This window comes from Escherichia sp. Lx600-2 (assembly GCF_036662595.1).
Taxonomy (GTDB): domain Bacteria; phylum Pseudomonadota; class Gammaproteobacteria; order Enterobacterales; family Enterobacteriaceae; genus Escherichia; species Escherichia coli.
Map to the genome: position 1 here is coordinate 18,637 of NZ_JAYQWM010000039.1, position 19,873 is coordinate 38,509.

A 19,873-nucleotide genomic window follows, 5' to 3' on the forward strand; every position below is an offset into this window, starting at 1 on the left:
CCGTAGGCCTGATAAGACGCGTCAGCGTCGCATCAGGCAGCGCACGGACTTAGCGGTATTGCTTCAGCACCGCACGACCCAGCGTCAGGATCTGCATTTCGTCAGATCCTCCGGAAACGCGGTCTACACGCAGGTCACGCCAGAAGCGGCTGATGCGGTGGTTGCCCGCAATCCCGACACCGCCCAGCACCTGCATTGCGCTATCCACCACTTCAAATGCCGCATTGGCGCAGAAGTATTTGCACATCGCTGCATCGCCAGAGGTGATGGTGCCGTTGTCTGCTTTCCACGCTGCTTCATACAGCATGTTTTTCATGGAGTTTAATTTGATCGCCATGTGGGCGAATTTTTCCTGAATCAACTGGAAACGACCAATAGCCTCGCCAAACTGCACGCGCTGGTTGGCGTAGCGCGCCGCATCTTCAAAGGCGCACATCGCCGTACCGTAGTTGGTCAGGGCTACCAGGAAACGTTCATGGTCGAACTCTTCTTTGACGCGGTTAAAGCCGTTACCTTCCCGACCGAACATGTCTTTCTCGTCCAGTTCCACATCGTCAAAGGTGATTTCACAGCAGCTATCCATACGCAGACCGAGCTTCTCAAGTTTGGTCACTTTGATGCCCGGTTTGCTCATATCAACAAACCATTCGGTGTAGACAGGTTTGTCCGGAGAAGCCCCGTCGTGCGCCATCACCACGATGTACGGGGTGTAGGCGCTACTGGTAATAAAACACTTACTACCATTAAGATAAATCTTACCATTTCTACGGGTATAAGTCGTTTTCAGGCTACCCACGTCGGAGCCCGCGCCCGGTTCGGTAATCGCTGAGTTCCACATCTGCTTACCGGTGCCGCGGAAAGCCATAATCTTGTCGATCTGCTCTTGTGTGCCTTCGCGCAGGAAGGTATTGAACCCGCCCGGCAACTGGTACAGTACATAGGTTGGTGCCCCCAGACGTCCCAGCTCCATCCACACGGCGGCGAGAGTAACAAACCCCGCGTCCAGACCACCGTGCTCTTCAGGGATCAGCAGACTGTCGATACCCATATCCGCCAGTGCTTTGACAAAACGTTCCGGGTAGACGCTGTCACGGTCGCACTCGGCAAAATAGGCCTCCCAGTTTTCGCTGGCCATCAGTTCGCGGATACCGGCGACAAACAGTTCCTGCTCATCATTTAAATTAAAATCCATCTTTCAACCTCTTGATATTTTGGGGGTTAATTAATCTTTCCAGTTCTGTTTCGCGTCTTTAATAAAGGAGAGCGTCACCATAATGTTGACGAAGAACAGCGGGCATCCTCCGGCGATAATGGCGGTTTGAATCGGTTTCAGGCCGCCGAGCGCCAGCAGAACAATACCGATAATGCCAACCAGAATTGACCAACCGATACGCACCAGCAGCGGCGGCTCTTCACCATCGCGTACTTCGCGGCAAGTGGACATCGCCAGGGTATAAGAGCAGGCGTTAACCAGCGTAACGGTGGCAATAAAGCAGAGGATGAAGAAGCCCCACATGGTGGCGGTGCTGAGTGGCAGAGCGGCCCAGGTTTCGATGATGGCGCGCGCCACACCGTACTGTTCGATCAGATTTGGAATGTTGATGATGTTTTTATCTATCAACAGCAGAGTGTTACTACCGAGCACGGTCCACAGGATCCAGGTTGACGCTGTCAGCCCCATCACCATGCCGAAGCACAGTTCACGCACAGTACGACCACGGGAGATGCGGGCGAGGAAGATACTCATCTGGATAGCGTAAATCACCCACCATGCCCAGTAGAACACGGTCCAGCCCTGCGGGAAGCCGCCTTTAGCGATGGGATCGGTATAGAACAACATGCGCGGCAGATACATCAGCAACATCCCCACCGAATCGGTGAAGTAGTTCATGATGAAGCTGGCACCGCTGACGATGAACACCCAACCCAGCATCAGGAAGCTCAGGTAACTACGCACGTCACTGGCGATACGTACCCCTTTTTGCAGACCGCAGGCGACGCAAATGGCGTTGAGGATAATCCAGCAGGTAATGATGATAGCGTCCAGTTGCAGGGTATGCGGAATGCCAAACAACCATTGCATACACTCGGTCACCAGCGGCGTGGCAAGGCCCAGACTGGTACCCATCGCGAAGATCAAGGCGACGAGATAGAAGTTGTCGACGATGGTACCGAACAACCCTTTGGCGTGTTTTTCACCTACCAGCGGCACCAGTGTCGAGCTGGGGCGAATCACTTCCATTTTGCGGACAAAGAAGAAGTAAGCGAAGGCGACTGAAAGGAAGCTGTAAGTGGCCCACGGCAGGGGTCCCCAGTGGAACAAGCTGTAAGCCAGCCCCAACTCTTTCGCTCCTGTCGAGTTCGGTTCTAAGCCAAACGGCGGGGTGGAGATGTAGTAGTAGATCTCAATCGATCCCCAGAACAGTACGGCAGCAGACGTACAGGAGGCGAACATCATAAAGATCCAACTGGCGGTACTAAATTCAGGTGGTTCGTTACCTAAACGCTTTTTGGCATACGGGCCAAACACCAGCCAGAACCAACCGAAAAGCATCACCACCATATACCATTCAAATGCCCATCCCCATACATTGGTGACGTAACTGAATACAGCATTAATAACGATATTCGCCGCATCCAGATCTCTGACTGTAAGCCAACAAAGTATGCCGACGATTATTAATGGCGGAAAGAAAACCTTCGGTTCTATTCCCGTTTTTCTCTTTTCATTCTTCATGAGTTAATTCCACTGTGAAAACGAATATTTATTTTGCGTTCCCGTTTGTTTTATTTTTGTTAACATTTAATATAATTATTATTAACCTCGTGGACGCGTTAATGGCTAACTCATAATGGGTATTCAATAAGCTGCATTCTGTGATTGTTATCACATTTTTGTTTCGGGTGAATAGAGGGCGTTTTTTCGTTAATTTTGATTAATAATCAGTTTGTTATGCTCTGTTGTGAGTAAAAAAATAACATCTGACTTTCAATATTGGTGATCCATAAAACAATATTGAAAATTTCTTTTTGCTACGCCATGTTTTCAATATTGGTGAGGAACTTAACAATATTGAAAGTTGGATTTATCTGCGTGTGACATTTTCAATATTGGTGATTAAAGTTTTATTTCCAAATTAAAGGGCGTGATATCTGTAATTAACACCACCGATATGAACGACGTTTCCTTCATGATTTCTGGAGATGCAATGAAGATTATTACTTGCTATAAGTGCGTGCCTGATGAACAGGATATTGCGGTCAATAATGCTGATGGTTCATTAGACTTCAGCAAAGCCGATGCCAAAATAAGCCAATACGATCTCAACGCTATTGAAGCGGCTTGCCAGCTAAAGCAACAGGCAGCAGAGGCGCAGGTGACAGCCTTAAGTGTGGGCGGTAAAGCCCTGACCAACGCCAAAGGGCGTAAAGATGTGCTATCGCGCGGCCCGGATGAACTGATTGTGGTGATTGATGACCAGTTCGAGCAGGCACTGCCGCAACAAACGGCGAGCGCACTGGCTGCAGCCGCCCAGAAAGCAGGCTTTGATCTGATCCTCTGTGGCGATGGTTCTTCCGACCTTTATGCCCAGCAGGTTGGTCTGCTGGTGGGCGAAATCCTCAATATTCCGGCAGTTAACGGCGTCAGCAAAATTATCTCCCTGACGGCAGATACCCTCACCGTTGAGCGCGAACTGGAAGATGAAACCGAAACCTTAAGCATTCCGCTGCCTGCGGTTGTTGCTGTTTCCACTGATATCAACTCCCCACAAATTCCTTCGATGAAAGCCATTCTCGGCGCGGCGAAAAAGCCAGTCCAGGTATGGTCGGCGGCGGATATCGGTTTTAACGCAGAGGCAGCCTGGTCAGAACAACAGGTTGCCGCGCCGAAACAGCGCGAGCGTCAGCGCATCGTGATTGAAGGCGACGGCGAAGAACAGATCGCCGCATTTGCTGAAAATCTTCGCAAAGTCATTTAATTACAGGGGATGCTATGAACACGTTTTCTCAAGTCTGGGTATTCAGCGATACCCCTTCTCGTCTGCCGGAACTGATGAACGGTGCGCAGGCTTTAGCTAATCAAATCAACACCTTTGTCCTCAATGATGCCGACGGCGCACAGGCAATCCAGCTCGGCGCTAATCATGTCTGGAAATTAAACGGCAAACCGGACGATCGGATGATCGAAGATTACGCCAGTGTCATGGCTGACACTATTCGCCAGCACGGCGCAGACGGCCTGGTGCTGTTGCCAAACACCCGTCGCGGCAAATTACTGGCGGCAAAACTGGGTTATCGCCTTAAAGCGGCGGTGTCTAACGATGCCAGCACCGTCAGCGTACAGGACGGTAAAGCAACAGTGAAACACATGGTTTACGGCGGCCTGGCGATTGGCGAAGAACGCATTGCCACGCCGTATGCGGTACTGACCATCAGCAGTGGCACGTTCGATGCGGCTCAGCCAGACGCGTCACGCACTGGCGAAACGCACACCGTGGAGTGGCAGGCTCCGGCTGTGGCGATTACCCGCACGGCAACCCAGGCGCGCCAGAGCAACAGCGTCGATCTCGACAAAGCCCGTCTGGTGGTCAGCGTCGGTCGCGGCATTGGCAGCAAAGATAACATTGCGCTGGCAGAACAGCTTTGCAAGGCGATAGGTGCGGAGTTGGCCTGTTCTCGTCCGGTGGCGGAAAACGAAAAATGGATGGAGCACGAACGCTATGTCGGTATCTCCAACCTGATGCTGAAACCTGAATTGTATCTGGCGGTGGGGATCTCCGGGCAGATCCAGCACATGGTTGGTGCTAATGCATCGCAAACCATTTTCGCCATCAATAAAGATAAAAATGCGCCGATCTTCCAGTACGCGGATTACGGCATTGTTGGCGATGCCGTGAAGATCCTTCCGGCACTGATCGCAGCTTTAGCGCGTTGATCCACTCTGGCAGGGCTGCATTACGGTCCTGCCGCTGACAGGGAGCTCTTATGTCCGAAGATATCTTTGACGCCATCATCGTCGGTGCAGGGCTTGCCGGTTCGGTTGCCGCACTGGTGCTCGCCCGCGAAGGTGCGCAAGTGTTAGTTATCGAGCGTGGCAATTCCGCAGGTGCCAAGAACGTCACCGGCGGGCGTCTCTATGCCCACAGTCTGGAACACATTATTCCAGGTTTCGCCGAATCCGCCCCCGTAGAACGCCTGATCACCCATGAAAAACTCGCGTTTATGACGGAAAAGTCAGCGATGACTATGGACTACTGCAACGGTGACGAAACCTCGCCATCCCAGCGTTCTTACTCCGTTTTGCGCAGTAAATTTGATGCCTGGTTGATGGAGCAGGCCGAAGAAGCGGGCGCGCAGTTAATTACCGGGATCCGCGTCGATAACCTCGTACAGCGCGATGGCAAAGTCGTCGGTGTAGAAGCCGATGGCGATGTGATTGAAGCGAAAACGGTGATCCTTGCTGATGGGGTGAACTCCATCCTTGCCGAAAAATTGGGGATGGCAAAACGCGTCAAACCGACGGATGTGGCGGTTGGCGTGAAGGAACTGATCGAGTTACCGAAGTCGGTAATCGAAGACCGTTTTCAGTTGCAGGGTAATCAGGGCGCGGCTTGCCTGTTTGCGGGATCACCTACTGATGGCCTGATGGGCGGCGGTTTTCTTTATACCAATGAAAACACCCTGTCGCTGGGGCTGGTTTGTGGTCTGCATCATCTGCATGACGCGAAAAAATCGGTGCCGCAAATGCTGGAAGATTTCAAACAACATCCGGCCGTTGCACCGCTGATCGCGGGTGGCAAGCTGGTGGAATATTCCGCTCACGTAGTGCCGGAAGCAGGCATCAACATGCTGCCGGAGTTGGTTGGTGATGGCGTATTGATTGCCGGTGATGCCGCCGGAATGTGTATGAACCTCGGTTTTACCATTCGCGGTATGGATCTGGCGATTGCCGCCGGGGAAGCCGCAGCAAAAACCGTGCTTTCAGCGATGAAAAGCGACGATTTCAGTAAGCAAAAACTCGCGGAATATCGTCAGCATCTGGAGAGTGGCCCGCTGCGCGATATGCGCATGTACCAGAAACTACCGGCGTTCCTTGATAACCCACGCATGTTTAGCGGCTACCCGGAACTGGCGGTGGGCGTGGCGCGTGACCTGTTCACCATTGACGGCAGTGCGCCGGAACTGATGCGCAAGAAAATCCTCCGCCACGGCAAGAAAGTGGGCTTCATCAATCTGATCAAGGATGGCATGAAAGGAGTGACCGTTTTATGACTTCTCCCGTCAATGTGGACGTCAAACTGGGCGTCAATAAATTCAATGTCGATGAAGAGCATCCACACATTGTTGTGAAGGCCGATGCCGATAAACAGGCCCTGGAGCTGCTGGTGAAAGCGTGCCCCGCAGGTCTGTACAAGAAGCAGGATGACGGCAGTGTGCGCTTCGATTACGCCGGATGTCTGGAGTGCGGCACCTGTCGCATTCTGGGGCTGGGGTCGGCGCTGGAACAGTGGGAATACCCGCGCGGCACCTTTGGTGTGGAGTTCCGTTACGGCTGATGTTGGTTTGATACGTAACGCCGTACTGACTCTCATTGCAAAAAACAGGAATAATCCATGCAACCGTCCAGAAACTTTGACGATCTTAAATTCTCCTCTATTCACCGCCGCATTTTGCTGTGGGGAAGCGGTGGTCCGTTTCTGGATGGTTATGTACTGGTAATGATTGGCGTGGCGCTGGAGCAACTGACTCCGGCGCTGAAACTGGACGCTGACTGGATTGGCTTGCTGGGCGCGGGAACGCTCGCCGGGCTGTTCGTTGGCACATCGCTGTTTGGCTATATCTCCGATAAAGTCGGACGGCGCAAAATGTTCCTCATTGATATCATCGCCATCGGCGTGATATCGGTGGCGACGATGTTTGTTTCATCCCCCGTCGAACTGTTGGTGATGCGGGTACTTATCGGCATTGTCATCGGTGCAGATTATCCCATCGCCACCTCAATGATCACCGAGTTCTCCAGTACCCGTCAGCGGGCATTTTCCATCAGCTTTATCGCCGCCATGTGGTATGTCGGCGCGACCTGCGCCGATCTGGTCGGCAACTGGCTTTATGATGTGGAAGGCGGCTGGCGCTGGATGCTGGGTAGCGCAGCGATCCCCTGTTTGTTGATTTTGATTGGTCGATTCGAACTGCCTGAATCTCCCCGCTGGTTATTACGCAAAGGGCGAGTAAAAGAGTGCGAAGAGATGATGATAAAACTGTTTGGCGAACCGGTGGCTTTCGATGAAGAGCAGCCGCAGCAAACCCGTTTTCGCGATCTGTTTAATCGCCGCCATTTTCCTTTTGTTCTGTTTGTTGCCGCCATCTGGACCTGCCAGGTGATCCCAATGTTCGCCATTTACACCTTTGGTCCGCAAATCGTTGGTTTGTTGGGATTGGGGGTTGGCAAAAACGCGGCACTGGGGAATGTGGTGATTAGCCTGTTCTTTATGCTCGGCTGTATTCCGCCGATGCTGTGGCTAAACACTGCCGGACGGCGTCCATTGTTGATTGGCAGCTTTGCCATGATGACGCTGGCGCTGGCGGTTTTGGGGCTGATCCCGGATATGGGGATCTGGCTGGTAGTGATGGCCTTTGCGGTGTATGCCTTTTTCTCTGGCGGGCCGGGTAATTTGCAGTGGCTCTATCCTAATGAACTCTTCCCGACAGATATCCGCGCCTCTGCCGTGGGCGTGATTATGTCCTTAAGCCGTATTGGCACCATTGTTTCGACCTGGGCACTACCGATCTTTATCAATAATTACGGTATCAGTAACACGATGCTAATGGGGGCGGGTATCTCGCTGTTTGGCTTGTTGATTTCCGTAGCGTTTGCCCCGGAGACTCGAGGAATGTCACTGGCGCAGACCAGCAATATGATGATCCGCGGGCAGAGAATGGGATAATTTGTTCAGATTTCTCTCTTTTCTGAATCAATATTATTGACTATAAGCCGCGTGAATATATGACTACACTTTGTGGGAAAACAAAGGCGTAAACACGCGGGCTAATAACTATGATCCTCATCATTTATGCGCATCCGTATCCGCATCATTCCCATGCGAATAAACGGATGCTTGAACAGGCAAGGACGCTGGAAGGCGTCGAAATTCGCTCTCTTTATCAACTCTATCCTGACTTCAATATCGATATTGCCGCCGAGCAGGAGGCGCTCTCTCGCGCCGATCTGATCGTCTGGCAGCACCCGATGCAGTGGTACAGCATTCCTCCGCTTCTTAAACTTTGGATCGATAAAGTTTTGTCGCACGGCTGGGCTTACGGTCACGGCGGCACGGCGCTGCATGGCAAACATTTGCTGTGGGCGGTGACGACCGGCGGCGGGGAAAGCCATTTTGAAATTGGTGCGCATCCGGGCTTTGATGTGCTGTCGCAGCCGCTACAGGCGACGGCAATCTACTGCGGGCTGAACTGGCTGCCACCGTTTGCCATGCACTGTACCTTTATTTGTGACGACGAAACCCTCGAAGGGCAGGCGCGCCACTATAAGCAACGTCTGCTGGAATGGCAGGAGGCACATCATGGATAGTCATACGCTGGTTCAGGCGCTGATCTACCTCGGATCGGCGGCGCTGATTGTACCCATTGCGGTACGCCTCGGTCTGGGATCAGTACTTGGCTACCTGATTGCAGGCTGCATTATTGGCCCGTGGGGGTTGCGGCTGGTGACCGATGCCGAATCTATTCTGCACTTTGCTGAAATTGGTGTGGTGCTGATGCTGTTTATTATCGGCCTCGAACTCGATCCACAAAGGCTGTGGAAGCTGCGTGCGGCGGTGTTCGGCGGTGGCGCATTACAGATGGTGATTTGCGGCGGCCTGCTGGGGCTGTTCTGCATGTTACTTGGGCTGCGCTGGCAGGTCGCGGAATTGATCGGCATGACGCTGGCGCTCTCCTCTACGGCGATTGCCATGCAGGCGATGAATGAACGCAATCTGATGGTGACGCAAATGGGTCGCAGTGCCTTTGCGGTGCTGCTGTTCCAGGATATTGCGGCGATCCCGCTGGTGGCGATGATTCCGCTACTGGCGGCGAGCAGTGCCTCGACGACGATGGGCGCATTTGCTCTCTCGGCGTTAAAAGTGGCGGGTGCGCTGGTACTGGTGGTATTGCTGGGGCGCTATGTTACGCGTCCGGCGCTGCGTTTTGTTGCCCGCTCTGGCTTGCGGGAAGTGTTTAGTGCCGTGGCGTTATTCCTTGTGTTTGGCTTTGGTTTGCTGCTGGAAGAGGTCGGCTTGTCGATGGCGATGGGCGCGTTTCTGGCGGGCGTACTGCTGGCAAGCTCGGAATACCGTCATGCGCTGGAAAGCGATATCGAACCGTTTAAAGGTTTGCTGTTGGGGCTGTTTTTCATCGGTGTTGGCATGTCGATAGACTTTGGCACGCTGATTGAAAACCCATTGCGCATTGTCATTTTGCTGCTCGGTTTCCTCATCATCAAAATCGCCATGCTGTGGCTGATTGCCCGACCGTTGCAGGTGCCAAATAAACAGCGTCGCTGGTTTGCGGTGTTGTTAGGGCAGGGCAGTGAGTTTGCCTTTGTGGTATTTGGCGCGGCGCAGATGGCGAATGTGCTGGAGCCGGAGTGGGCGAAATCGCTGACCCTGGCGGTGGCGCTGTCGATGGCAGCAACGCCGATTCTGCTGGTGATCCTCAATCGCCTTGAGCAATCTTCTACTGAAGAGGCGCGTGAAGCCGATGAGATCGACGAAGAACAGCCGCGGGTAATCATTGCCGGATTCGGTCGTTTTGGGCAGATCACCGGACGTTTACTGCTCTCCAGCGGGGTGAAAATGGTGGTGCTCGATCACGATCCGGACCATATCGAAACGCTGCGTAAATTTGGTATGAAAGTGTTTTACGGCGATGCCACGCGGATGGATTTACTGGAATCTGCCGGAGCAGCGAAAGCGGAAGTGCTGATTAACGCTATTGACGATCCGCAAACCAACCTGCAACTGACGGAGATGGTGAAAGAACATTTCCCGCATTTGCAGATTATTGCCCGCGCCCGCGATGTCGACCACTACATTCGTTTGCGTCAGGCAGGCGTTGAAAAGCCGGAGCGTGAAACCTTTGAAGGTGCGCTGAAAACCGGGCGTCTGGCGCTGGAAAGTTTAGGTCTGGGGCCGTATGAAGCGCGAGAACGTGCCGATGTGTTCCGCCGCTTTAATATTCAGATGGTGGAAGAGATGGCAATGGTTGAGAATGACACCAAAGCCCGCGCGGCGGTCTATAAACGCACCAGCGCGATGTTAAGTGAGATCATCACCGAGGACCGCGAACATCTGTCATTAATTCAACGACATGGCTGGCAGGGAACAGAAGAAGGTAAACATACCGGCAACATGGCGGATGAACCGGAAACGAAACCCTCATCCTAATAAAGAGTGACGTAAATCACACTTTACAGCTAACTGTTTGTTTTTGTTTCATTGTAATGCGGCGAGTCCAGGGGGAGAGCGTGGACTCGCCAGCAGAATATAAAATTTTCCTCAACATCATCCTCGCACCAGTCGACGACGGTTTACGCTTTACGTATAGTGGCGACAATTTTTTTTATCGGGAAATCTCAATGATCAGTCTGATTGCGGCGTTAGCGGTAGATCGCGTTATCGGCATGGAAAACGCCATGCCGTGGAACCTGCCTGCCGATCTCGCCTGGTTTAAACGCAACACCTTAAATAAACCCGTGATTATGGGCCGCCATACCTGGGAATCCATCGGCCGTCCGTTGCCAGGACGCAAAAATATTATCCTCAGCAGTCAACCGGGTACGGACGATCGCGTAACGTGGGTGAAATCGGTGGATGAAGCCATCGCGGCGTGTGGTGACGTACCAGAAATCATGGTGATTGGCGGCGGTCGCGTTTATGAGCAGTTCCTGCCAAAAGCGCAAAAACTGTATCTGACGCATATCGACGCAGAAGTGGAAGGCGACACCCATTTCCCGGATTACGAGCCGGATGACTGGGAATCGGTATTCAGCGAATTCCACGACGCTGATGCGCAGAACTCTCATAGCTATTGCTTTGAGATTCTGGAGCGGCGGTAATTTTGTATATTAGAATTCCGGCATCACTGATACGTGCAGATATCCGTGTATACTAGACGTATAAATTGTACAGGAGCACGATATCATGACTGCAAAACGTACCACACAAAGTGTGACCGTCACCGTCGACCGTGAGTTAGTCAATCGCGCTCGTGATGCAGGCTTAAATATGAGCGCCACCCTTACGGTTGCGCTCAATGCTGAACTTAAAAAACATGCAGCAACACGTTGGCGTGAAGAGAACGCAGAAGCTATCGCTGCGTTAAATCAATTGGCTGATGAAACCGGATGTTTCTCTGATGAGTACCGGAGCTTCTAGCGATGCAATTTACGGTATACCGCAGTCGCAGCAGGAACGCCGCGTTTCCCTTTGTTATCGATGTTACCAGCGACATTATTGGTGTGATTAATCGCCGTATTGTTATTCCATTAACACCTATTGAACGATTTATCCGTATTCGCCCACCAGAACGGCTTAACCCAATCCTTTTACTGGTAGACGGCAAAGAATATGTGCTCATGACGCATGAGACTGCAACTGTTCCAGTTAACGCGCTGGGAACGAAATTTTGCGATGCCAGCGCGCACCGAACGTTGATTAAAGGAGCATTAGATTTTATGCTCGACGGGATTTAAGACGCGGCCGCCTCTCCCTCACCCATATCTTTATGCCGGTTCGACGGCTGGACAAAATACTGTTTATCTTCCCAGCGCAGGCAGGTTAATGACCCACCCCAGCAGCAGCCGGTATCCAGCGCGTAAATACCTTCCGGCGTACCTTTGCCTTCCAGCGATGCCCAGTGACCAAAGGCGATGCTGTATTCTTCAGCGACAGGGCCAGGAATCGCAAACCACGGTTTCAGTGGGGCAGGGGCTTCTTCCGGCGATTCTTTGCTGTACATATCCAGTTGGCCGTTTGGAAAGCAAAAACGCATACGGGTAAAGGCGTTGGTGATAAAACGCAATCTTCCCAGCCCCCGCAATTCCGGTGACCAGTTATTTGGCATATCGCCGTACATAGCGTCGAGAAAGAAGGGATAGGAGTCACTCGACAGCACCGCTTCTACATCGCGCGCGCACTCTTTGGCGGTCTGCAGATCCCACTGCGGCGTGATCCCTGCGTGGGCCATCACCAGCTTTTTCTCTTCGTCGATTTGCAGCAGAGGCTGGCGCCGCAGCCAGTTAAGCAGCTCGTCGGCATCCGGCGCTTCCAGCAGCGGTGTCAGGCGATCTTTCGGTTTATTGCGGCTGATCCCGGCAAATACCGCCAGCAGATGCAGATCGTGATTGCCCAGCACCAGACGTACGCTGTCGCCTAAGGATTTCACATAGCGCAGAACATCCAGCGAACCCGGGCCGCGCGCGACCAGATCGCCTGTCAGCCAGAGGGTATCTTTCCCAGGGGTAAATTCTACTTTATGCAGCAATGCGATCAGTTCATCGTAACAACCATGAACGTCGCCAATAAGGTATGTCGCCATATTCTTTTAATGAATGAGTGTGGGAACGGCGAGTCGGAATACGGGAATGTCGATGCTGAAAGGGACGCCATTTTCATCGATCATTTCGTAGTGACCCTGCATGGTGCCCAGCGGGGTTTCAATGATTGCACCGCTGGTGTACTGGTACTCTTCGCCAGGCGCGATAAGTGGCTGGACGCCAACCACTCCTTCGCCCTGGACTTCGGTTTCACGGCCATTGCCATTGGTGATCAGCCAGTAACGCCCCAACAACTGCACTGGCGCTCGCCCCAGATTGCGTATGGTTACGGTATAAGCAAAAACGTAACGTTCATTATCAGGTGAAGATTGTGCCTCAATGTAGACGCTTTGAACCTGAATACACACTCGGGGCGAATTGATCATCGTTAACTCTCCTGCAAAGGCGCGTTCTCCGCCAGATAGTTCGCCATCTGGCAATATTGCGCGACAGAGATATTTTCCGCTCGCATCGCCGGGTCGATCCCCATCCCTGTTAACACCTCGACGCTAAACAGGTTGCCGAGGCTGTTACGAATGGTTTTACGACGCTGGTTAAAGGCTTCGGTGGTGATGCGGCTCAACACACGAACATCTTTAACCGGGTGAGGCATCGTTGCATGAGGAACCAGGCGCACGACGGCGGAATCCACTTTGGGTGGTGGTGTAAAGGCTGACGGCGGTACTTCCAGTACCGGGATCACATTGCAATAGTATTGCGCCATGACGCTTAATCGACCATACGCTTTGCTGTTCGGTCCTGCAACCAGACGATTCACCACCTCTTTTTGCAACATAAAGTGCATGTCGGCAATGGCATCAGTATAGCTAAACAGATGGAACATCAACGGCGTGGAGATGTTATACGGCAGGTTGCCGAAAACACGCAGCGGCTGGCCCATTTTCTCTGCCAGTTCACCGAAGTTGAAGGTCATCGCATCCTGCTGATAAATAGTCAGTTTCGGGCCTAAGAACGGATGCGTTTGCAGGCGCGCTGCCAGATCACGGTCAAGTTCGATGACTGTCAGCTGGTCCAGTCGTTCGCCAACCGGTTCGGTTAAAGCTGCCAGACCGGGGCCGATTTCGACCATTGCCTGGCCCTTTTGCGGGTTAATGGCAGAAACAATACTGTCGATCACGAACTGATCGTTGAGAAAGTTTTGCCCGAAGCGTTTACGGGCTAAATGGCCCTGGTGGACTCGATTATTCATTGGGTATTAACAATCATTTTGATGGCGAGATTAAGCGCCGTAATAAAACTGCCGACATCGGCTTTGCCACGTCCCGCCAGTTCAAGCGCGGTGCCGTGGTCCACTGATGTGCGAATAAAGGGCAGGCCCAGCGTAATGTTCACACCGCGCCCGAAGCCCTGGTATTTTAGCACGGGAAGACCCTGATCGTGGTACATCGCCAGCACGGCGTCGGCGTTGTCGAGATATTTCGGCTGAAACAGGGTATCTGCCGGCAACGGCCCGTTGAGTTTCATCCCCTGCGTCCGCAGTTCGTCGAGAACGGGAATGATGGTGTCTATCTCTTCCGTGCCCATATGACCGCCTTCGCCCGCGTGCGGATTCAGCCCACAGACCAGAATGCGCGGTTCGGCAATACCAAATTTGATTCGCAGATCGTGATGCAAAATAGCAATCACTTCGTGCAGAAGCTCAGGGGTGATGGCGTCAGCAATATCGCGCAGCGGTAAATGCGTTGTTGCCAGCGCCACGCGAAGTTCTTCGGTCGCCAGCATCATCACCACTTTTTTCGCCTGCGAACGCTCTTCGAAAAACTCGGTATGTCCGGTAAACGGGATGCCAGCGTCGTTAATGACGCCTTTATGCACAGGCCCGGTAATCAGCGCGGCGAATTCACCTTTCAGGCAACCGTCGCACGCGCGCGCCAGCGTCTCCACCACATAATGCCCATTCTCCACTGCTAATTGTCCCGCAGTGACGGGTGCGCGTAGTGCAATGGGAAGCAGCGTCAGCGTTCCCGCAGATTGCGGTTGCGCAGGGGAGTCGGGGGAGTAAGGGCGGAGGGTGAGCGGTAAACCGAGCATTGCTGCCCGGTCGGTAAGGAGAGTGGCATCGGCACAAACAACCAGTTCTACTGGCCACTCTCGCTGTGCAAGCTGGACAACTAAGTCCGGGCCAATCCCGGCGGGTTCGCCGGGAGTGATCACAACACGTTGGGGTTTAACCATTAGTTGCTCAAAATTTTCACATAAGCGCTGGCGCGTTGTTCCTGCATCCAGCTTGCTGCTTCTTCCGAGAACTTACGGTTCATCAGCATGCGGTATGCACGATCTTTTTGCGCCGCATCGGTTTTATCGACATTACGGGTGTCCAGCAGTTCGATTAAATGCCAGCCGAATGAAGAGTGAACCGGTGCGCTCATTTGACCTTTATTCAGGCGGGTCAGGGCGTCACGGAAGGCTGGATCGAAAATATCTGGTGTAGCCCAGCCGAGATCGCCGCCCTGGTTAGCAGAACCTGGATCCTGCGAGAACTCTTTCGCTGCGGCAGCAAAAGTCGTTTTACCACTCTTGATATCAGCAGCAATCTGTTCCAGTTTCACACGGGCCTGTTCGTCAGTCATGATCGGCGACGGTTTCAGCAGAATATGGCGAGCATGAACTTCGGTCACCGAGATATTTTTGCTTTCGCCGCGAAGGTCGTTAACTTTCAGAATATGGAAGCCAACGCCGGAACGAATCGGACCAACAATGTCGCCTTTCTTCGCGGTGCTTAATGCCTGGGCGAAGATCCCGGGCAACTCCTGAATACGGCCCCAGCCCATCTGGCCGCCGTTCAGCGCCTGCTGGTCGGCAGAATGAGCAATCGCCAGCTTACCGAAATCAGCGCCGTTACGCGCCTGATCGACAATGGCGCGCGCCTGGCTTTCCGCTTCGTTCACCTGATCAGAGGTCGGGTTTTCCGGCAGCGGGATCAGGATGTGGCTCAGGTTCAGCTCAGTGCTGGCGTCGTTTTGGTTACCCACCTGCTGCGCCAGGGATTCGACTTCCTGCGGCAGGATGGTGATGCGACGACGCACCTCGTTGTTACGCACTTCAGAGATAATCATCTCTTTGCGGATCTGGTTACGATAGGTGTTGTAGTTCAGACCATCGTAAGCAAGACGGCTGCGCATCTGATCCAGCGTCATGTTGTTCTGTTTCGCGATGTTAGCAATCGCCTGATCCAGCTGCTCATCGGAGATTTTCACTCCCATTTTCTGCCCCATCTGCAGGATGATTTGATCCATGATCAAACGTTCCATGATTTGGTGGCGCAGCGTCGCGTCATCAGGAAGCTGCTGCCTTGCCTGAGCAGCGTTCAGTTTTACCGACTGCATTAATCCATCAACGTCGCTTTCCAGCACGACGCCGTTATTGACGACGGCTGCGACTTTATCGACTACCTGGGGGGCAGCGAAACTGGTATTCGCGATCATGGCGATACCGAGAAGCAGCGTTTTCCAGTTCTTCATACTTTTTCCATTTCAATTAACCGCACTGCGGATTACGTGGTAAATCAACAAATCACAAAGTGTTTTGATACGGCAGAATGTTCGAACGCAGCATCTCTTGCGTACCCAGACCGTAATTGGAGCTCAGGCCGCGAAGTTCGATGTTAAAGCCGATTGCGTTGTCATATACCGCATGTTGTTTATCGTTATCCCAACCGTTCAGCTTCCGCTCGTAACCGACGCGAATTGCATAGCAGCAGGAGCTGTATTGCACACCTAACATAGAGTCAGCTTGCTTGTTCGCATTGGTGTCGTAGTAGTAGGCCCCAACAATGGACCAACGATCGGCAATTGGCCAGCTGGCGACAGCACCTACCTGCGAAATACCATCTTTGTACTGAGGGGCATTCCAACGTTTATCTCTACTGTCTCTTGGCAGTGTAGCCTGAATATATTCCGGGCTGGCGTAACGGTAGTTCAGCTGCACCAGACGGTCTTCATCTCGGCGATACTCAATACTAGAACTACTGGTCGCCACATTATCCAGGCGAGTGTCGTACTGAATCCCGCCACGCAATCCCCAACGCTCGGAGATACGCCAGTAGGTGTCGCCTGCCCACACCAGTGAGCCCGTTTTGTCGTCATTCTCCCATGTTATGTTGTCATCGCCAGTGCGAGACTCCGTGAAATAGTAGATTTGACCAACAGAAATATTAAAACGTTCAACGGCAGCATCATCATATATGCGAGATGTGACACCGGTCGTCACCTGGTTAGCGGAGGCAATACGGTCAAGACCGCCGTAAGTCCGGTCCCGGAACAGGCCCGAATAATCGGATTGCAATAAGGCAGAGTCGTAGTTGTAGATATCGCTTTGATCGCGATACGGCACGTACAAATACTGCACGCGCGGTTCCAGCGTTTGGGTAAAGCCCGGTGCCAGCAGATTCATATCACGTTCGAAGACCATTTTACCGTCAACTTTAAATTGCGGCATTACACGGTTAACAGAATCTGCCAACTTATTGTTTTGTGGATTGCTGTTATACCAGTCAAGATTGGTTTGCTGATAATGGGTTGCCAGCAACTTCGCTTCGGTATTGATGCTGCCCCAGTTATTAGAGAGCGGCAAATTGATGGTCGGTTCCAGGTGAACACGAGTTGCTTCAGGCATGTCGTCTCTGGTGTTAACAAAGTGCACTGCCTGGCCGTAAATACGCGTATCAAACGGACCAACATCATTCTGGTAGTAGTTAACGTCTAACTGCGGCTCTGCCGAGTAGCTACTGGTGTTCTGTTCGCTGAAGACCTGGAACTGCTTGGTTGAAACGGTGGCATTGAAGTTTTGCACCGCATAGCCAACGCTAAATTTTTGCGTTGCGTAGCCGTCAGTACTGGAACCGTACTTGTTATCGAAATCATTGAAGTAGCTAGGATCGCTGACCTTGGTGTAGTCGACGTTGAAACGCCACACCTGATCCATGACCCCGGAGTGGTTCCAGTAGAACAACCAACGACGTGAACTGTCATCGTTCGGGTGTTCATCTTCATAGACTTTATCTGAAGGCAGATAGTCCAGTTCCATCAAGCCAGCGCCCGCCTGGGAGAGGTAGCGGAATTCGTTCTCCCACATGATGTTGCCACGACGATGCATATAATGCGGCGTGATGGTGGCATCCATATTTGGCGCGATGTTCCAGTAATATGGCAGGTAGAACTCAAAGTAGTTGGTGGTGGTGTACTTGGCGTTCGGGATCAAGAAACCAGAGCGACGTTTGTCACCCACCGGCAACTGCAAATAGGGGCTATAAAAGATCGGTACCGGACCCACCTTAAAGCGGGCGTTCCAGATCTCCGCAACTTGTTCTTCGCGGTCATGAATAATTTCGCTACCTACCACACTCCAGGTGTCAGAACCCGGCAGACAGGAGGTAAAGCTACCGTTATCCAGAATGGTATAGCGGTTTTCGCCACGTTGTTTCATCAGGTCCGCTTTACCGCGGCCCTGGCGACCCACCATCTGGTAATCACCCTCCCAGACGTTGGTATCTTTGGTGTTCAGATTCGCCCAGCCTTTCGGCCCTTTGAGGATCACCTGGTTATCGTCGTAATGGACATTACCGAGCGCATCAACGGTACGTACCGGCTCCGGTTGTCCTGGTGCCTCTTTTTGATGGAGCTGCACTTCGTCGGCCTGCAGACGGCTGTTACCCTGCATGATATCCACGCTGCCAGTAAACACGGCGTCATCCGGGTAGTCCCCTTTCGCGTGGTCAGCATTGATAGTCACGGGTAAGTCATTGGTATCGCCCTGTACCAGAGGACGGTCATAGCTTGGCACGCCCAACATGCACTGTGAGGCGAGGTCGGCTGCCAGTCCCTGTTGACTATAAAGGGCGGTGGCAATCATGGTGGCCAGGAGAGTGGGGATACGTTTTTTCATACGTTGATTTTATTGTTCCATCATCGGTAACGTTGCGCGTGACAAACGGTCAGAGACTAACGTACTCGTCATCTCTACGCTAGTGTTAATCCTGTCCGAATAGCGTCAGTGGTGTTAGGCACGGCATTGAATGACAGGTATGATAATGCAAATTATAGGCGATGTCCCACAATTGACCGCAGCCGGAAAACGGTAAAAGCACCTTTATATTGTGGGAGATAGCCCTGATATCCGTGTGTCGATTTGGGGAATATATGCAGTATTGGGGAAAAATCATTGGCGTGGCCGTGGCCTTACTGATGGGCGGCGGCTTTTGGGGCGTAGTGTTAGGCCTGTTAATTGGCCATATGTTTGATAAAGCCCGTAGCCGTAAAATGGCGTGGTTCGCCAACCAGCGTGAGCGTCAGGCGCTGTTTTTTGCCACCACTTTTGAAGTGATGGGGCATTTAACCAAATCCAAAGGTCGCGTCACGGAGGCTGATATTCATATCGCCAGCCAGTTGATGGACCGAATGAACCTTCATGGCGCTTCCCGTACTGCGGCGCAAAACGCGTTCCGGGTGGGAAAATCAGACAATTACCCGCTGCGCGAAAAGATGCGCCAGTTTCGCAGTGTCTGCTTTGGTCGTTTTGACTTAATTCGTATGTTTCTGGAGATCCAGATTCAGGCGGCGTTTGCTGATGGTTCACTGCACCCGAATGAACGGGCGGTGCTGTATGTCATTGCTGAAGAATTAGGGATCTCCCGCGCCCAGTTTGACCAGTTTTTGCGCATGATGCAGGGCGGTGCACAGTTTGGCGGCGGTTATCAGCAGCAATCTGGCGGTGGTAACTGGCAGCAAGCGCAGCGTGGCCCGACGCTGGAAGATGCCTGTAATGTTTTGGGCGTGAAGCCGACGGATGATGCGACCACCATCAAACGTGCCTACCGTAAGCTAATGAGTGAACACCATCCCGATAAGTTGGTGGCGAAAGGTTTGCCGCCTGAGATGATGGAGATGGCGAAGCAAAAAGCGCAGGAAATTCAGCAGGCCTATGAATTGATTAAGCAGCAGAAAGGGTTTAAGTGACCCTGTAAATGATGCTGAGTAACTGCCCACGATTAAAGGTGGCCGCCCTGGCGGTCACTTCTTTGAGAAAAGGCGTTTACTCAGAGTGGTGGACAGGCTCAATACACGGTTTACGGGAGAGTTTCTGTTGGTTTTATCGCGTTGACCCTGCTTAAGGTTGAGAGCTTTACGACGAGCGGAATTATATTTTTACGTCTTAAAAATAAAAAACACATATCTGAATGAGCGATTTTTGGGTGATGCTGCCAACTTACTGATTTAGTGTATGATGGTGTTTTTGAGGTGCTCCAGTGGCTTCTGTTTCTAT

The 19,873-nt window shown here is 52.4% G+C and carries 19 protein-coding genes; 11 read left to right on the top strand and 8 right to left on the bottom strand.

The window, feature by feature from the left end; genetic code table 11:
- Positions 1 to 49 precede the first annotated feature (49 nt).
- Both caiA and caiT read right to left on the bottom strand, forming a co-directional pair.
- Positions 50 to 1,192, bottom strand: coding sequence for a crotonobetainyl-CoA dehydrogenase (gene caiA / locus OQV04_RS14905; RefSeq protein ID WP_274446683.1), 1,143 nt, complete (start codon positions 1,190 to 1,192; stop codon positions 50 to 52).
- Between the two features lie 30 nt (positions 1,193 to 1,222).
- Positions 1,223 to 2,737, bottom strand: coding sequence for an L-carnitine/gamma-butyrobetaine antiporter (caiT, locus tag OQV04_RS14910; RefSeq protein ID WP_032280230.1), 1,515 nt, complete (start codon positions 2,735 to 2,737; stop codon positions 1,223 to 1,225).
- Between the two features lie 472 nt (positions 2,738 to 3,209).
- On the opposite strand from caiT, the gene OQV04_RS14915 reads away from it, so the two are divergent.
- From OQV04_RS14915 to OQV04_RS14960, 10 genes are all read left to right on the top strand, one after another.
- Positions 3,210 to 3,980, top strand: a complete 771-nt coding sequence (locus OQV04_RS14915) for an electron transfer flavoprotein FixA (protein ID WP_000692204.1) — start codon at positions 3,210 to 3,212, stop codon at positions 3,978 to 3,980.
- 14 nt (positions 3,981 to 3,994) lie between these two features.
- Positions 3,995 to 4,936, top strand: a complete 942-nt coding sequence (locus OQV04_RS14920; protein ID WP_032280231.1) for an electron transfer flavoprotein subunit alpha/FixB family protein — start codon at positions 3,995 to 3,997, stop codon at positions 4,934 to 4,936.
- Positions 4,937 to 4,986: 50 nt separating this feature from the next.
- Complete coding sequence (locus OQV04_RS14925; RefSeq protein ID WP_001287739.1) at positions 4,987 to 6,273, top strand: FAD-dependent oxidoreductase; 1,287 nt, start codon at positions 4,987 to 4,989, stop codon at positions 6,271 to 6,273.
- Positions 6,270 to 6,557 (top strand): ferredoxin-like protein FixX, encoded by a 288-nt coding sequence (gene fixX / locus OQV04_RS14930; protein ID WP_000203741.1) that lies wholly within the window; start codon positions 6,270 to 6,272, stop codon positions 6,555 to 6,557. The genes OQV04_RS14925 and fixX overlap by 4 nt, the downstream gene beginning before the upstream one ends.
- A 57-nt stretch (positions 6,558 to 6,614) precedes the next feature.
- Positions 6,615 to 7,946, top strand: a complete 1,332-nt coding sequence (locus OQV04_RS14935) for an MFS transporter (protein WP_274446682.1) — start codon at positions 6,615 to 6,617, stop codon at positions 7,944 to 7,946.
- A 110-nt stretch (positions 7,947 to 8,056) separates the two neighbouring features.
- Positions 8,057 to 8,587, top strand: coding sequence for a glutathione-regulated potassium-efflux system oxidoreductase KefF (gene kefF, locus OQV04_RS14940; protein WP_000600737.1), 531 nt, complete (start codon positions 8,057 to 8,059; stop codon positions 8,585 to 8,587).
- Entirely contained in the window at positions 8,580 to 10,442 is a 1,863-nt protein-coding gene (gene kefC, locus OQV04_RS14945) for a glutathione-regulated potassium-efflux system protein KefC (RefSeq protein ID WP_000377186.1), read from the top strand. The genes kefF and kefC overlap by 8 nt, the downstream gene beginning before the upstream one ends.
- Before the next feature lie 191 nt (positions 10,443 to 10,633).
- Positions 10,634 to 11,113, top strand: coding sequence for a type 3 dihydrofolate reductase (gene folA, locus OQV04_RS14950; RefSeq protein ID WP_000624375.1), 480 nt, complete (start codon positions 10,634 to 10,636; stop codon positions 11,111 to 11,113).
- Positions 11,114 to 11,198: 85 nt separating this feature from the next.
- Complete coding sequence (locus OQV04_RS14955) at positions 11,199 to 11,432, top strand: type II toxin-antitoxin system CcdA family antitoxin (protein WP_000125566.1); 234 nt, start codon at positions 11,199 to 11,201, stop codon at positions 11,430 to 11,432.
- A 2-nt stretch (positions 11,433 to 11,434) separates the two neighbouring features.
- The gene (locus tag OQV04_RS14960; RefSeq protein ID WP_001160974.1) at positions 11,435 to 11,749 is read left to right on the top strand and encodes a CcdB family protein; all 315 of its coding nucleotides are present in this window, start codon (positions 11,435 to 11,437) and stop codon (positions 11,747 to 11,749) included.
- Here OQV04_RS14960 and apaH read toward each other — a convergent pair.
- Genes apaH through lptD form a run of 6 tightly spaced genes read right to left on the bottom strand, consistent with a single transcriptional unit; the run spans position 11,746 to position 18,496 of the window.
- Positions 11,746 to 12,594, bottom strand: a complete 849-nt coding sequence (gene apaH / locus OQV04_RS14965; RefSeq protein ID WP_000257188.1) for a bis(5'-nucleosyl)-tetraphosphatase (symmetrical) ApaH — start codon at positions 12,592 to 12,594, stop codon at positions 11,746 to 11,748. The two genes, OQV04_RS14960 and apaH, sit on opposite strands and share 4 nt — an antisense overlap.
- A gap of 6 nt (positions 12,595 to 12,600) precedes the next feature.
- Positions 12,601 to 12,978 carry a Co2+/Mg2+ efflux protein ApaG gene (gene apaG / locus OQV04_RS14970; RefSeq protein WP_000610901.1) on the bottom strand — a complete coding sequence of 126 codons (378 nt, stop codon included), beginning with the start codon at positions 12,976 to 12,978 and terminating at the stop codon, positions 12,601 to 12,603.
- Positions 12,979 to 12,980: 2 nt separating this feature from the next.
- A complete protein-coding gene (gene rsmA / locus OQV04_RS14975; protein ID WP_001065381.1) occupies positions 12,981 to 13,802 on the bottom strand; it encodes a 16S rRNA (adenine(1518)-N(6)/adenine(1519)-N(6))-dimethyltransferase RsmA in 822 nt (273 codons plus the stop codon).
- On the bottom strand, positions 13,799 to 14,788 hold the full coding sequence (gene pdxA, locus OQV04_RS14980) for a 4-hydroxythreonine-4-phosphate dehydrogenase PdxA (protein ID WP_032280236.1): 990 nt from the start codon (positions 14,786 to 14,788) through the stop codon (positions 13,799 to 13,801). The genes rsmA and pdxA overlap by 4 nt, the downstream gene beginning before the upstream one ends.
- Positions 14,788 to 16,074 (bottom strand): peptidylprolyl isomerase SurA, encoded by a 1,287-nt coding sequence (gene surA / locus OQV04_RS14985; RefSeq protein ID WP_000800457.1) that lies wholly within the window; start codon positions 16,072 to 16,074, stop codon positions 14,788 to 14,790. Before surA ends, pdxA begins: the two co-directional genes overlap by 1 nt.
- Before the next feature lie 52 nt (positions 16,075 to 16,126).
- Positions 16,127 to 18,496 (bottom strand): LPS assembly protein LptD, encoded by a 2,370-nt coding sequence (gene lptD, locus OQV04_RS14990; protein WP_021556399.1) that lies wholly within the window; start codon positions 18,494 to 18,496, stop codon positions 16,127 to 16,129.
- Between the two features lie 254 nt (positions 18,497 to 18,750).
- On the opposite strand from lptD, the gene djlA reads away from it, so the two are divergent.
- Positions 18,751 to 19,566: a co-chaperone DjlA gene (djlA, locus tag OQV04_RS14995; protein ID WP_001200573.1), complete on the top strand. Its 816-nt coding sequence runs from the start codon at positions 18,751 to 18,753 to the stop codon at positions 19,564 to 19,566.
- Positions 19,567 to 19,873 lie beyond the last annotated feature (307 nt).

Excerpts from the sequence above, each read along its gene's own strand:
- caiA (WP_274446683.1), bottom strand. The coding sequence starts at position 1,192 with ATGGATTTTAATTTAAATGATGAGCAGGAACTGTTTGTCGCCGGTATC.
- caiT (WP_032280230.1), bottom strand. The coding sequence starts at position 2,737 with ATGAAGAATGAAAAGAGAAAAACGGGAATAGAACCGAAGGTTTTCTTT.
- OQV04_RS14915 (WP_000692204.1), top strand. The coding sequence starts at position 3,210 with ATGAAGATTATTACTTGCTATAAGTGCGTGCCTGATGAACAGGATATT.
- OQV04_RS14920 (WP_032280231.1), top strand. The coding sequence starts at position 3,995 with ATGAACACGTTTTCTCAAGTCTGGGTATTCAGCGATACCCCTTCTCGT.
- OQV04_RS14925 (WP_001287739.1), top strand. The coding sequence starts at position 4,987 with ATGTCCGAAGATATCTTTGACGCCATCATCGTCGGTGCAGGGCTTGCC.
- fixX (WP_000203741.1), top strand. The coding sequence starts at position 6,270 with ATGACTTCTCCCGTCAATGTGGACGTCAAACTGGGCGTCAATAAATTC.
- OQV04_RS14935 (WP_274446682.1), top strand. The coding sequence starts at position 6,615 with ATGCAACCGTCCAGAAACTTTGACGATCTTAAATTCTCCTCTATTCAC.
- kefF (WP_000600737.1), top strand. The coding sequence starts at position 8,057 with ATGATCCTCATCATTTATGCGCATCCGTATCCGCATCATTCCCATGCG.
- kefC (WP_000377186.1), top strand. The coding sequence starts at position 8,580 with ATGGATAGTCATACGCTGGTTCAGGCGCTGATCTACCTCGGATCGGCG.
- folA (WP_000624375.1), top strand. The coding sequence starts at position 10,634 with ATGATCAGTCTGATTGCGGCGTTAGCGGTAGATCGCGTTATCGGCATG.
- OQV04_RS14955 (WP_000125566.1), top strand. The coding sequence starts at position 11,199 with ATGACTGCAAAACGTACCACACAAAGTGTGACCGTCACCGTCGACCGT.
- OQV04_RS14960 (WP_001160974.1), top strand. The coding sequence starts at position 11,435 with ATGCAATTTACGGTATACCGCAGTCGCAGCAGGAACGCCGCGTTTCCC.
- apaH (WP_000257188.1), bottom strand. The coding sequence starts at position 12,594 with ATGGCGACATACCTTATTGGCGACGTTCATGGTTGTTACGATGAACTG.
- apaG (WP_000610901.1), bottom strand. The coding sequence starts at position 12,978 with ATGATCAATTCGCCCCGAGTGTGTATTCAGGTTCAAAGCGTCTACATT.
- rsmA (WP_001065381.1), bottom strand. The coding sequence starts at position 13,802 with ATGAATAATCGAGTCCACCAGGGCCATTTAGCCCGTAAACGCTTCGGG.
- pdxA (WP_032280236.1), bottom strand. The coding sequence starts at position 14,788 with ATGGTTAAACCCCAACGTGTTGTGATCACTCCCGGCGAACCCGCCGGG.
- surA (WP_000800457.1), bottom strand. The coding sequence starts at position 16,074 with ATGAAGAACTGGAAAACGCTGCTTCTCGGTATCGCCATGATCGCGAAT.
- lptD (WP_021556399.1), bottom strand. The coding sequence starts at position 18,496 with ATGAAAAAACGTATCCCCACTCTCCTGGCCACCATGATTGCCACCGCC.
- djlA (WP_001200573.1), top strand. The coding sequence starts at position 18,751 with ATGCAGTATTGGGGAAAAATCATTGGCGTGGCCGTGGCCTTACTGATG.